This window comes from Streptomyces tirandamycinicus (assembly GCF_003097515.1).
GTDB classification, from domain to species: Bacteria; Actinomycetota; Actinomycetes; order Streptomycetales; family Streptomycetaceae; genus Streptomyces; species Streptomyces tirandamycinicus.
Genome location: NZ_CP029188.1, coordinates 2583106 through 2596259, shown reverse-complemented (window position 1 = coordinate 2596259; position 13154 = coordinate 2583106). Strand labels below are relative to the sequence as shown.

The 13154-nt window shown below is 71.4% G+C and carries 11 protein-coding genes; all 11 read left to right on the top strand.

Annotated features, from left to right (window positions below):
• Positions 1–3 precede the first annotated feature (3 nt).
• The 11 genes from DDW44_RS11415 (at position 4) to metK (ending at position 13095) form a co-directional block, all read left to right on the top strand.
• Positions 4–1299 carry a dihydroorotase gene (locus DDW44_RS11415; protein WP_108906349.1) on the top strand — a complete coding sequence of 432 codons (1296 nt, stop codon included), beginning with the start codon at positions 4–6 and terminating at the stop codon, positions 1297–1299.
• Complete coding sequence (locus DDW44_RS11410; RefSeq protein ID WP_108906348.1) at positions 1296–1877, top strand: PH-like domain-containing protein; 582 nt, start codon at positions 1296–1298, stop codon at positions 1875–1877. The genes DDW44_RS11415 and DDW44_RS11410 overlap by 4 nt, the downstream gene beginning before the upstream one ends.
• Entirely contained in the window at positions 1874–3040 is a 1167-nt protein-coding gene (gene carA / locus DDW44_RS11405; RefSeq protein WP_017945582.1) for a glutamine-hydrolyzing carbamoyl-phosphate synthase small subunit, read from the top strand. Before DDW44_RS11410 ends, carA begins: the two co-directional genes overlap by 4 nt.
• Positions 3033–6341, top strand: a complete 3309-nt coding sequence (gene carB, locus DDW44_RS11400) for a carbamoyl-phosphate synthase large subunit (protein WP_018892591.1) — start codon at positions 3033–3035, stop codon at positions 6339–6341. Before carA ends, carB begins: the two co-directional genes overlap by 8 nt.
• Positions 6342–6424: 83 nt before the next feature.
• Positions 6425–7537 (top strand): quinone-dependent dihydroorotate dehydrogenase, encoded by a 1113-nt coding sequence (locus DDW44_RS11395; protein WP_108906347.1) that lies wholly within the window; start codon positions 6425–6427, stop codon positions 7535–7537.
• On the top strand, positions 7534–8376 hold the full coding sequence (gene pyrF, locus DDW44_RS11390; protein WP_017945585.1) for an orotidine-5'-phosphate decarboxylase: 843 nt from the start codon (positions 7534–7536) through the stop codon (positions 8374–8376). Before DDW44_RS11395 ends, pyrF begins: the two co-directional genes overlap by 4 nt.
• A 533-nt stretch (positions 8377–8909) precedes the next feature.
• Complete coding sequence (locus DDW44_RS11385; protein WP_017945586.1) at positions 8910–9233, top strand: integration host factor; 324 nt, start codon at positions 8910–8912, stop codon at positions 9231–9233.
• Between the two features lie 38 nt (positions 9234–9271).
• Positions 9272–9835, top strand: a complete 564-nt coding sequence (gene gmk, locus DDW44_RS11380) for a guanylate kinase (RefSeq protein ID WP_017945587.1) — start codon at positions 9272–9274, stop codon at positions 9833–9835.
• Between the two features lie 41 nt (positions 9836–9876).
• Positions 9877–10149, top strand: coding sequence for a DNA-directed RNA polymerase subunit omega (rpoZ, locus tag DDW44_RS11375; protein ID WP_003982715.1), 273 nt, complete (start codon positions 9877–9879; stop codon positions 10147–10149).
• Positions 10150–10287: 138 nt separating this feature from the next.
• Positions 10288–11490, top strand: coding sequence for a bifunctional phosphopantothenoylcysteine decarboxylase/phosphopantothenate--cysteine ligase CoaBC (gene coaBC / locus DDW44_RS11370; RefSeq protein ID WP_108906346.1), 1203 nt, complete (start codon positions 10288–10290; stop codon positions 11488–11490).
• Between the two features lie 396 nt (positions 11491–11886).
• Positions 11887–13095 (top strand): methionine adenosyltransferase, encoded by a 1209-nt coding sequence (metK, locus tag DDW44_RS11365; protein WP_108906345.1) that lies wholly within the window; start codon positions 11887–11889, stop codon positions 13093–13095.
• Positions 13096–13154: the final 59 nt, after the last annotated feature.

Sequence of the window (13154 nt, the reverse complement as noted above, 5' to 3'; positions counted from 1 at the left end):
CCCATGAGCGAGCCGAAGAAGACCCTGATCCGCGGCGCCAAGGTGCTCGGCGGCGAGGTGCGGGACGTACTGATCGACGGCGAGACCATCGCCGAGGTCGGCACCGGGATCGAGGCCGGCGGCGCCGCCGTCGTCGAGGCCGCGGGCAGCATCCTGCTGCCCGGTCTGGTCGACCTGCACACCCACCTCCGGGAGCCCGGCCGTGAGGACTCCGAGACCGTCCTCACCGGCACCCGCGCGGCGGCGAGCGGCGGCTACACCGCCGTGTTCGCCATGGCCAACACCTTCCCCGTGGCCGACACCGCCGGCGTCGTCGAGCAGGTGTGGCGCCTCGGCAGGGAGCACGGCTACTGCGACGTCCAGCCCATCGGCGCGGTCACCGTCGGCCTGGAGGGCAGGAAGCTCGCCGAACTCGGCGCCATGCACGACTCCGCCGCCGCCGTCACCGTCTTCTCCGACGACGGCAAGTGCGTCGACGACGCCGTGATCATGCGCCGGGCGCTGGAGTACGTGAAGGCCTTCGGCGGCGTCGTCGCGCAGCACGCACAGGAGCCCCGGCTCACCGAGGGCGCCCAGATGAACGAGGGCGTCGTCTCCGCCGAACTGGGCCTCGGCGGCTGGCCCGCCGTCGCCGAGGAGTCGATCATCGCCCGGGACGTGCTGCTGGCCGAGCACGTCGGCTCCCGCGTCCACATCTGCCATCTGTCGACCGCCGGCTCCGTCGCGATCGTCCGCTGGGCCAAGTCCCGCGGTATCGACGTCACCGCCGAGGTCACCCCGCACCACCTGCTCCTCACCGACGAGCTGGTCCGCACGTACAACCCGGTCTACAAGGTGAACCCGCCGCTGCGCACCGAGCGCGACGTGCTGGCGCTGCGCGAGGCCCTGGCCGACGGCACGATCGACATCGTCGCCACCGACCACGCCCCGCACCCGCACGAGGACAAGGACTGCGAGTGGGCCGCGGCCGCGATGGGCATGGTCGGCCTGGAGACGGCGCTGTCCGTCGTCCAGCACACGATGGTCGACACCGGGCTGCTGACCTGGGAGGGCGTCGCCGACCGGATGTCGTTCGCACCGGCCCGGATCGGCCGCGCCGAGGGCCACGGCCGGCCCGTCTCGGCAGGTGAGCCCGCCAACCTCACCCTGCTCGATCCGGCATACCGTGGAACCGTGGACCCCGCGGGCTTCGCCTCCCGCAGCCGCAACACCCCCTACGAGGGCCGCGAGCTGCCGGGGCGCGTCACCCACACGTTCCTGCGGGGCCGCGCGACGCTCATGGACGGGAAGCTGGCGTGACGACACCACTGATCATTCAGGCGGCCGAAGAGGCCGAGCGGAAGTCGGCGGAGGTGACCGACTGGGCCGCCCGGCTCGGCTGGGTCGCCGGACTGCTGCTCTTCATCGCCCTCGTCTACTGGCTGATGCGCCAGGGCTGGAAGTGGCGGGGCGAACTCCAGTCCGGGCTGCCCGAGCTTCCCGTGGCCCCCGAGGACACCGGTGAGGCGAGGCTCCGGCTCAGCGGCCGCTACCACGGCTCCACGACCGCCGGGCAGTGGCTGGACCGGATCGTCGCCCGGGGCCTGGGCAACCGCAGCCGCACCGAGCTGACGCTCACCGGGGCCGGGATCGACGTCGTACGTCCCGGGGCCGCCGACTTCTTCATCCCGGCCGGGGCCCTGCGCGGGGCCCGCCTCGACAAGGGCATCGCCGGGAAGGTCCTCACCGAGGGCGGTCTGCTGATCGTCACCTGGGAGCACGGCGGCCGGCTGATCGACTCCGGTTTCCGCTCCGACCGGGCGGCCGAGCACACCGCCTGGGTCGAGGCCGTCGACTCCATGACCAAGAACGACACGACGGAAGGCGCCGCACGATGACGACCTCCACCAGGGGAACCCGCGTTCCCGCCGTACTCGTCCTGGAGGACGGCCGGACCTTCCGCGGCCGTGCCTACGGGGCCGTGGGGCAGACCTTCGGCGAGGCCGTGTTCTCCACCGGGATGACCGGCTACCAGGAGACCCTCACCGACCCCTCGTACCACCGCCAGGTCGTGGTGATGACCGCCCCGCACGTCGGCAACACCGGCGTCAACGACGAGGACCCCGAGTCGCGGCGCATCTGGGTGTCCGGCTACGTCGTGCGCGACCCGGCCAGGATTCCCTCCAACTGGCGCTCCCGCCGCTCCCTCGACGAGGAACTCGCGGCCCAGGGCGTCGTCGGCATCAGCGGTGTCGACACCCGCGCCCTCACCCGCCATCTGCGCGAGCGCGGCGCGATGCGCGTCGGGATCTTCTCCGGCAACGCGCTGCCCGACGAGGGCACGATGCTCGCCGAGGTCCGCCAGGCGCCCGAGATGAAGGGCGCCGACCTGTCCGCCGAGGTGGCCACCAAGGAGGCGTACGTCGTCCCCGCGATCGGCCCCGACGGTGCTGCCGTACCGCTCGGCACGGCGAGGTTCACCGTCGCCGCCGTCGACCTGGGCATCAAGGGGATGACCCCGCACCGCATGGCCGAGCGGGGCATCGAGGTGCACGTCCTGCCCGCCACGGCGACGGTCGACGAGGTGTACGCCGTCGGCCCCGACGGCGTGTTCTTCTCCAACGGCCCGGGCGACCCGGCCACCGCCGACCACGCCGTCGCGGTGATGCGGGGCGTGCTGGAGCGCGGCACGCCGCTGTTCGGCATCTGCTTCGGCAACCAGATCCTGGGCCGGGCGCTGGGCTTCGGCACCTACAAGCTCAAGTACGGCCACCGGGGCATCAACCAGCCCGTGCAGGACCGTACGACCGGCAAGGTCGAGGTCACCGCGCACAACCACGGCTTCGCCGTGGACGCCCCGCTCGACAGGGTCTCCGACACCCCCTACGGCCGGGCGGAGGTCTCCCACGTCTGCCTCAACGACGACGTGGTGGAGGGCCTCCGGCTGCTCGACCGGCCGGCCTTCAGCGTCCAGTACCACCCCGAGGCGGCCGCGGGCCCGCACGACGCCGCGTACCTGTTCGACCGCTTCGTCTCCCTGATGGAGGGCCAGCGTGCCTAAGCGCACCGATATCCAGTCCGTCCTGGTCATCGGCTCCGGCCCGATCGTCATCGGTCAGGCAGCCGAGTTCGACTACTCCGGCACCCAGGCCTGCCGGGTCCTCAAGTCCGAGGGCCTGCGCGTCGTCCTGGTGAACTCCAACCCGGCGACGATCATGACCGACCCGGAGATCGCCGACGCCACGTACGTGGAGCCGATCACCCCCGAGTACGTCGAGAAGATCATCGCCAAGGAGCGCCCCGACGCGCTCCTGCCCACCCTCGGCGGCCAGACCGCGCTCAACACGGCGATCTCCCTGCACGAGGCGGGGACGCTGGAGAAGTACGGCGTCGAGCTGATCGGCGCCAATGTCGAGGCGATCAACAAGGGCGAGGACCGCGACCTGTTCAAGGAGGTCGTGGAGGAGGTCCGCAAGAAGATCGGCCACGGCGAGTCCGCCCGCTCGGTGATCTGCCACTCGATGGACGACGTCCTCCAGGGCGTCGAGACCCTCGGCGGCTACCCCGTGGTCGTCCGCCCCTCCTTCACCATGGGCGGCGCCGGCTCCGGCTTCGCGCACGACGAGGACGAGCTGCGGCGCATCGCGGGCCAGGGCCTGACCCTGTCGCCCACCACCGAGGTGCTGCTGGAGGAGTCCATCCTCGGCTGGAAGGAGTACGAGCTGGAGCTGATGCGCGACAAGAACGACAACGTCGTGGTCGTCTGCTCCATCGAGAACTTCGACCCCATGGGCGTGCACACCGGCGACTCGATCACGGTCGCGCCCGCGATGACGCTGACCGACCGCGAGTACCAGGTCCTGCGCGACATCGGCATCGCCGTCATCCGCGAGGTGGGCGTCGACACCGGCGGCTGCAACATCCAGTTCGCCGTCAACCCCGAGGACGGCCGGGTCATCGTCATCGAGATGAACCCGCGGGTGTCCCGCTCCTCCGCGCTGGCCTCCAAGGCCACCGGATTCCCGATCGCGAAGATCGCGGCACGGCTCGCCGTGGGCTACACCCTCGATGAGATCCCCAACGACATCACGGAGCAGACGCCGGCGTCCTTCGAGCCGACGCTTGACTATGTGGTCGTCAAGGCCCCGCGCTTCGCGTTCGAGAAGTTCCCCTCCGCGGACAGCACGCTCACCACGACCATGAAGTCGGTGGGCGAGGCCATGGCCATCGGCCGCAACTTCACCGAGGCCCTGCAGAAGGCGCTGCGCTCGCTGGAGAAGAAGGGCAGCCAGTTCGACTTCACCGGCGAGCCCGGCGACAAGGACGCACTGCTGCGCGAGGCGGGCCGTCCGACCGACGGCCGGATCAACACCGTGATGGCGGCCATCCGCGCCGGAGCCACCCAGAGCGAGGTCTTCGAGGCGTCGAGGATCGACCCATGGTTCGTCGACCAGCTCTTCCTGATCAAGGAGATCGCCGACGACCTGGCCGCCGCTGAGGAGCTCGACCCCGGCCTGCTGGCCGAAGCCAAGCGCCACGGCTTCTCGGACGCCCAGATCGCCGGCATCCGCGGCCTGCGCGAGGACGTCGTCCGCGAGGTGCGCCACGCCCTGGGCATCCGCCCGGTCTACAAGACGGTCGACACCTGCGCCGCCGAGTTCGCCGCGAGGACCCCGTACTTCTACTCGTCCTACGACGAGGAGTCCGAGGTCGCCCCGCGGGAGAAGCCCGCGGTGATCATCCTGGGCTCCGGCCCGAACCGCATCGGCCAGGGCATCGAGTTCGACTACTCCTGCGTCCACGCGTCCTTCGCGCTGAGCGCCGCCGGCTACGAGACCGTCATGGTCAACTGCAACCCCGAGACGGTCTCCACCGACTACGACACCTCCGACCGGCTGTACTTCGAGCCGCTCACCCTGGAGGACGTCCTGGAGATCGTGCACGCCGAGCAGCAGGCCGGCCCGGTCGCCGGGGTCGTCGTCCAGCTCGGCGGGCAGACCCCGCTCGGCCTCTCGCAGGCGCTCAAGGACAACGGCGTCCCGATCGTCGGCACGTCACCCGAGGCCATCCACGCCGCCGAGGACCGCGGCGCCTTCGGCCGGGTGCTCGCCGACGCCGGGCTCCCGGCGCCCAAGCACGGCACCGCGACCACCTTCGCCGAGGCCAAGGCGATCGCCGACGAGATCGGCTACCCGGTGCTCGTCCGCCCCTCGTACGTGCTCGGCGGCCGCGGTATGGAGATCGTCTACGACGAGACCCGGCTCCAGGCGTACATCGCGGAGTCCACCGAGATCGGCCCCGACCGGCCGGTCCTGGTCGACCGCTTCCTCGACGACGCCATCGAGATCGACGTGGACGCCCTCTACGACGGCTCCGAGCTCTACCTCGGCGGCGTCATGGAGCACATCGAGGAGGCCGGTATCCACTCCGGCGACTCGGCCTGCGCCCTGCCCCCGATCACCCTCGGCGGCTTCGACGTCAAGCGGCTGCGGACGTCGACCGAGGCCATCGCCCGCGGCGTCGGGGTACGCGGACTGATCAACATCCAGTTCGCCATGGCCGGCGACATCCTGTACGTGCTGGAGGCCAACCCGCGCGCCTCCCGCACCGTGCCGTTCACCTCCAAGGCGACCGCCGTGCCGCTGGCCAAGGCCGCCGCCCGGATCTCGCTCGGCGCCACCATCGCCGAACTGCGCGAGGAGGGCCTGCTGCCGGCCCGGGGCGACGGGGGCACCCTCCCGCTGGACGCCCCGATCTCCGTCAAGGAGGCCGTGATGCCGTGGAGCCGCTTCCGCGACATCCACGGACGCGGCGTCGACACCGTCCTCGGCCCGGAGATGCGCTCCACCGGCGAGGTCATGGGCATCGACAGCGTCTTCGGCACGGCGTACGCCAAGTCGCAGGCCGGGGCCTACGGTCCGCTGCCCACCAAGGGCCGCGCGTTCATCTCCGTCGCCAACCGCGACAAGCGCTCGATGATCTTCCCGGCCCGGGAGCTGGTCGCGCACGGCTTCGAACTGCTCGCCACCTCCGGCACCGCCGAGGTGCTCAAGCGCAACGGCATCCACGCCACCGTCGTGCGCAAGCAGTCCGAGGGCGAGGGCCCCGGCGGCGAGAAGACCATCGTCCAGCTCATCCACGACGGCCAGGTCGACCTCATCGTCAACACGCCCTACGGCACGGGCGGCCGCCTCGACGGCTACGACATCCGCACCGCGGCGGTGGCCCGCGGTGTGCCCTGCCTGACCACGGTCCAGGCGCTCGCCGCCGCGGTCCAGGGCATCGACGCGCTCAACCTCGGCGGAGTGGGCGTGCGTTCGCTCCAGGAACACGCGGAACAGCTGATCGCGGCCCGCGACTAGCAGCCCACGAGGGGGACACCGAACCGGTGTCCCCCTCTTCGTGAGGACACCCGTCCTCGTGAGGACAACAGGACACCACTGAGATGTACAAGCTCTTCTTCAACCTGGTCTTCCGGCGGATGGACCCGGAGGAGGCCCACCACCTCGCCTTCCGGTGGATCCGCCTGGCGGTCCGCGTCCCGGTGCTGCGTACCTTCGCCGCCGCCGCGCTCGCGCCCCGCTACGGGGAACTGCGCACCGAGGCGCTCGGCCTGCGGATGCACGGACCCTTCGGGCTCGCCGCCGGCTTCGACAAGAACGCCGTCGCCATCGACGGCATGTCCATGCTCGGGTTCGACCATGTGGAGATCGGCACCGTCACAGCGCAGCCCCAGCCTGGGAACCCCCGCAAGAGGCTCTTCCGACTGGTGCCGGACCGGGCGCTGATCAACCGCATGGGCTTCAACAACGACGGCTCCGCCGCCGTCGCCGCCCGGCTCGCCGCCCGCCGAGAGATCTTCCGCACGGTCGTCGGCGTCAACATCGGCAAGACCAAGGCCGTCCCCGAGGAGGACGCCGTCGCCGACTACGTGACCTCCACCGAGCGGCTCGCCGCCCACGCGGACTACCTCGTGGTCAACGTCAGCTCGCCGAACACCCCGGGCCTGCGGAACCTCCAGGCCACCCAGGCGCTGCACCCCCTGCTCCGCGCGGTGCGCGAGGCCGCCGACCGCACGGTCACCGGCCGCCGCGTCCCGCTCCTGGTCAAGATCGCCCCGGACCTCGCCGACGAGGACGTGGACGCCGTCGCCGACCTCGCCGTCGAACTGGGACTGGACGGCATCATCGCCACCAACACCACCATCGCCCGCGACGGCCTCGGCCTGAAGTCCGACCCGGAGCTGGTGAAGGAGACCGGCGGGCTGTCCGGCGCACCCGTCAAGGAACGCTCCCTGGAGGTGCTCCGCCGCCTGTACGCCCGCGTCGGCGACCGCATCACGCTGGTGGGCGTCGGCGGCATCGAGAACGCCGAGGACGCCTGGCAGCGCATCCTGGCCGGCGCCACCCTCGTCCAGGGCTACAGCGCCTTCGTCTACGAGGGCCCGTTCTACGCCCGTGCCGTCCACAAGGGCCTGGCCGCCCGGCTCGCCGCGAGCCCCTACGCCACCCTCGCCGAGGCCGTCGGCGCCGAGACCCGAAAGGCAGCCACCGCATGAGTTCCCCGGAACCCTTCGGCACCCGACTGCGCCAGGCCATGGACGCCCGCGGCCCGCTCTGCGTCGGGATCGACCCGCACGCGTCGCTGCTGGCCGCCTGGGGGCTGGACGACGACGTCAACGGCCTGGAGCGGTTCACCCGCACCGTGGTCGAGGCGCTCGCCGACCGGGTCGCCGTCCTCAAGCCGCAGTCCGCGTTCTTCGAGCGCTTCGGCTCGCGCGGCATCGCGGTGCTGGAGCAGGCCGTGGCGGAGGCCCGGGCCGCCGGGGCGCTGGTCCTGATGGACGCCAAGCGCGGCGACATCGGCTCCACCATGGGCGCCTACGCGGAGGCGTTCCTCCGGAAGGACTCGCCGCTGTTCTCCGACGCCGTGACGGTCTCGCCGTACCTCGGCTTCGGGTCACTGCGCCCGGCGCTCGACCAGGCCGTCCTCAGCGGCTGCGGGGTCTTCGTCCTCGCCCTCACCTCCAACCCGGAGGGCGCCGAGGTCCAGCGCGCCACGGCGTCCGGCGGCGGCTCGCTCGCCCAGCTCATGCTGAACCACATGGCCGACGAGAACGCCGGGGCGGACCCCATGGGCCCGGTCGGCGCGGTGGTCGGCGCCACGCTCGGCGTCGCGGGCGTGGACCTGGACATCAACGGCCCGCTCCTCGCGCCGGGCATCGGCGCCCAGGGCGCGACGCCGGCCGACCTGCCGGGCGTCTTCGGCGACGCCGTGCGCAACGTCGTGCCGAGTGTGAGCCGAGGCGTCCTGCGCCACGGCCCGGACGCGGCCGCCCTGCGTGCGGCGGCCGAGCGCTTCGCCGAGGAGATCCGCGTGGCGGTCGGCGGAGCGTAGCCCCCGCGGGGCGCGCCCGGGGCCGCTCCCGGGTCTTCGCGGGTTCCGTTCCGGGGTCCGCCGCGGGGTCTGCCGCGGGTTCCGTTCCCGGGTCTTCGCGGGGTTCCGCCGCGAGATCCCTGCCGGGCCCGTTCCGGGTCCGTTCGCGGGTCCGTCCTGAGTCCGCCCCGGGTCCGTTCGCGGGTCCGTCCCGGGGTCCGCTGGTGGTCCGCGTCGGCGCTCCGGTGGGGCCGCAGGGGCGGAGCCCGGCCTTCCGAGGGCCCTGCCGGGTCGCTCGGCAGGGCGCTCATCTGCGCCTTCGACCGATGTTTTCTTGACAGATGGCGGGTCGGTATGTCTGGAATATCCGAGTCGGCCGATGCTGACCAGGACTTTTCCGCTGTTCTCGCTGACTGGAGCGGTCCAGGCCGCTAGTCTCCGTCGAGAGTCAGCGATGCAACGGCCACTGCGTTGTTCGTTGCTCGCCTGGTGTGGGCCGACTAGGTTCCTCACCGGTCCGTATCCGACAGTTCGACATCCGAGGTGACGTAGGCGTGGCTCTTCCGCCCCTTACCCCTGAACAGCGCGCAGCCGCGCTCGAAAAGGCCGCCGCGGCTCGCCGGGAGCGGGCCGAGGTCAAGAATCGACTCAAGCACTCCGGCGCCTCCCTCCACGAGGTCATCAAGCAGGGCCAGGAGAACAACGTCATCGGCAAGATGAAGGTCTCCGCCCTGCTCGAGTCGCTCCCCGGCGTCGGCAAGGTCCGCGCCAAGCAGATCATGGAGCGACTGGGCATCTCCGAGAGCCGCCGTGTGCGGGGTCTCGGCTCGAACCAGATCGCCTCCCTCGAACGCGAGTTCGGCGGCGGTCCCGCCTGACGTTCCCGGGCACTCCCGGGAACCTGGATAATCGCTGCATGGCAGCAGAGGTACGTCCGCGGCTGACCGTGCTCTCCGGCCCCTCCGGGGTCGGCAAGAGCACGGTCGTCGCCCATATGCGCAAGGTCCACCCCGAGGTCTGGCTCTCGGTGTCGGCCACCACCCGGAAGCCGCGCCCCGGAGAGCGTCACGGTGTCCAGTACTTCTTCGTCGGCGACGAGGAGTTCGACAAGCTGGTCGCCAACGGCGAGCTGCTGGAATGGGCGGAGTTCGCGGGCAACCGCTACGGCACTCCGCGCCGGGCGGTCCAGGAGCGCCTGGAGGCCGGGGAGCCGGTGCTCCTGGAGATCGACCTCCAGGGGGCGCGCCAGGTCAGGGAGTCCATGCCGGACTCCCAGCTGGTCTTCCTGGCCCCGCCGAGCTGGGACGAACTGGTCCGCCGCCTCACCGGCCGCGGCACCGAGGCCCCCGACGTCATCGAGCGGCGGCTGGCGGCCGCGAAGGTCGAGCTGGCGGCGGAGCCGGAGTTCGACACCACCCTGGTGAACACCTCCGTCGAGGACGTCGCGCGTGAGCTGCTAGCCTTGATGGAAGTTGTCTGATCTTTCTGATCTCCCCCGTAGTTTCTTCGGAAGGCTAGAGCGTGTCCTCTTCCATCACCGCGCCCGAGGGCATCATCAACCCGCCGATCGACGAGCTGCTCGAGGCGACCGACTCGAAGTACAGCCTGGTGATCTACGCCGCCAAGCGCGCGCGCCAGATCAACGCGTACTACTCGCAGCTCGGTGAGGGGCTCCTCGAGTACGTCGGTCCGCTGGTGGACACCCACGTGCACGAGAAGCCGCTGTCGATCGCCCTGCGCGAGATCAACGCGGGCCTGCTGACCTCCGAGGCCGTCGAGGGCCCGGCTCAGTAGTACCGCCCCGGGGCGGGCCGCGACCGGTCCCGGGCAGCACGAGGCACTGTCACCACAGGCCCGGCGGAGCACCCGCCGGGCCTGTGGTGTGTCATAGAGGCGATACGTGTCGTGATCGGTGGGGTGGCGGGAGAGGCAGTGGACAAGCCGAGGGTCGTTCTGGGTGTCAGCGGCGGAATCGCCGCCTACAAGGCGTGCGAGCTGCTGCGCCGGCTGACCGAGTCCGGACACGACGTCCGGGTCGTCCCCACCGCCTCCGCGCTCCGGTTCGTCGGTGCCGCGACCTGGTCCGCCCTGTCCGGGCACCCGGTCTCCAGCGAGGTCTGGACGGACGTCCACGAGGTTCCGCACGTGCGGATCGGGCAGGACGCCGACCTCGTCGTGGTCGCCCCCGCCACCGCCGACACGCTCGCCAGGGCCGCCCACGGCCTCGCCGACGACCTGCTGACCAACACCCTGCTCACCGCCCGCTGCCCGGTCGTCTTCGCGCCCGCGATGCACACCGAGATGTGGGAGCACCCGGCCACCCGGGAGAACGTGGCGACGCTGCGCCGCCGCGGCGCCGTCGTCATCGACCCCGCCGTCGGCCGGCTCACCGGCGCCGACACCGGAAAGGGCCGGCTGCCGGAGCCCGGCGAGATCTTCGAGGTCTGCCGCCGGGTGCTGGCCCGTGGAGTGCAGGCCCCCGACCTCGCCGGCCGCCATGTCGTGGTCAGCGCCGGCGGAACCCGTGAACCCCTCGACCCGGTCCGCTACCTGGGGAACCGTTCCTCCGGCAAGCAGGGCTACGCGCTGGCACGTACCGCCGCCGCCCGCGGGGCCCGGGTGACGCTGATCGAGGCCAACACCGGCATGGCCGACCCGGCCGGCGTCGACGTCGTCCACGTCTCCACCGCGGTGCAACTGCGTGAGGCCGTGCTCAAGGCCGCCCCCGACGCCGACGTGGTGGTGATGGCCGCCGCGGTGGCCGACTTCCGCCCGGCGGTGTACGCCGAGGGGAAGATCAAGAAGCGGGACGGGCAGGAGCCGGCGCCGATCGCCCTCGTCCGCAACCCGGACATCCTCGCCGAGATCTCCGCGGCACGGGCCCACCCGGGGCAGCTGGTGGTCGGTTTCGCCGCCGAGACCGACGACGTGCTCGCCAACGGGCGCGAGAAGCTCCGCCGCAAGGGCTGCGACCTGCTGGTCGTCAACGAGGTGGGGGAACGCAGGACGTTCGGCTCCGAGGAGAACGAGGCCGTGGTCCTGGCCGCGGACGGCACGGAGACGCCGGTCCCCTACGGCCCCAAGGAAGGACTGGCGGACACGGTCTGGGACCTGGTCGCGGCCCGGCTGGGGTGACGAGTCCGGTGTCCGGGCCTGGTCGCGGTCCGGCTGGGTGACGGGTCCGGTGTGACGCCGCTGCCGGCGCCCGCCGCCCGGGGCGGGATGTGACGCGCTGCCCACCCGTAGGCACGGGCGGTGGACACGCCGGACCGGGGTGAATCGGGGATGAATTTCCCCCACCTCGCGAAGGCCGCGCCAAAACCGGGCAAACCGGACCTTCCGGCTGTGCCTCGCCGTCGTGGGCGGCCCCGTGGCGGGTGATTCGGCCCACGGTTCGCCGACCGGGGAGCGAGACGCTGGTCCGGTCAAGGGGAGTGCCCGATAAACTGTGCCCCGGAACGACGTGGGGCGCAGCCCCCCGGCCGGTCCGCCAATGATCAGCCAGCAGCCGCTGCAACCCCAGGGAGCGTTGTGTCCCGTCGCCTGTTCACCTCGGAGTCCGTGACCGAGGGCCACCCCGACAAGATCGCTGACCAGATCAGCGACACCATCCTCGATGCGTTGCTGCGGGAGGATCCGTCCTCCCGGGTCGCGGTCGAGACGCTGATCACCACCGGCCTGGTGCACGTCGCAGGCGAGGTGACGACCAAGGCGTGGGCGGACATTCCCACGCTGGTGCGCAACAGGATCCTCGAGATCGGCTACGACTCCTCGAAGAAGGGCTTCGACGGGGCTTCGTGCGGTGTCTCGGTGTCCATCGGTTCGCAGTCGCCGGACATCGCGCAGGGTGTGGACACGGCGTACGAGAACCGTGTCGAGGGCGATGACGACGAGCTGGACCGGCAGGGCGCGGGTGACCAGGGGTTGATGTTCGGGTACGCGTGCGACGAGACGCCCGAGTTGATGCCGCTGCCGATCCACTTGGCGCACCGGCTGTCCCGGCGGTTGTCGGAGGTGCGCAAGAACGGGACCATCCCGTATCTGCGTCCGGACGGCAAGACCCAGGTCACCATCGAGTACGACGGTGACAAGGCCGTCCGTCTGGACACGGTGGTGGTGTCCTCGCAGCATGCGTCGGACATCGATCTGGACTCGCTGCTGGCGCCGGATGTTCGCGAGTTCGTGGTGGAGCATGTGCTCGGGCAGCTCGTGGAGGACGGTATCAAGCTGGACACCGAGGGCTATCGGCTGCTGGTGAATCCGACCGGCCGGTTCGAGATCGGGGGTCCGATGGGTGATGCGGGCCTGACCGGCCGGAAGATCATCATCGATACCTATGGCGGGATGGCGCGCCATGGCGGTGGGGCGTTCTCGGGGAAGGATCCGTCGAAGGTGGACCGTTCGGCGGCGTATGCGATGCGCTGGGTCGCCAAGAACGTGGTGGCCGCGGGGCTGGCCTCGCGGTGCGAGGTCCAGGTCGCGTACGCGATCGGCAAGGCCGAGCCGGTGGGCCTGTTCGTCGAGACCTTCGGCACCGCCGCGGTCGACGTGGAGAGGATCGAGAACGCCATCGGCGAGGTCTTCGACCTCCGCCCGGCGGCGATCATCCGCGATCTCGACCTGCTCCGCCCGATCTACGCCCGGACCGCCGCCTACGGCCACTTCGGCCGCGAGCTCCCCGACTTCACCTGGGAGCGCACCGACCGCGTCGACGCCCTGCGCGCCGCGGCGGGCCTCTGACGGGATCCGTCCGGTACGAGGGCCGCGGCCGCCCGGGGGCGGCTTCCCGGCGTCGGCGT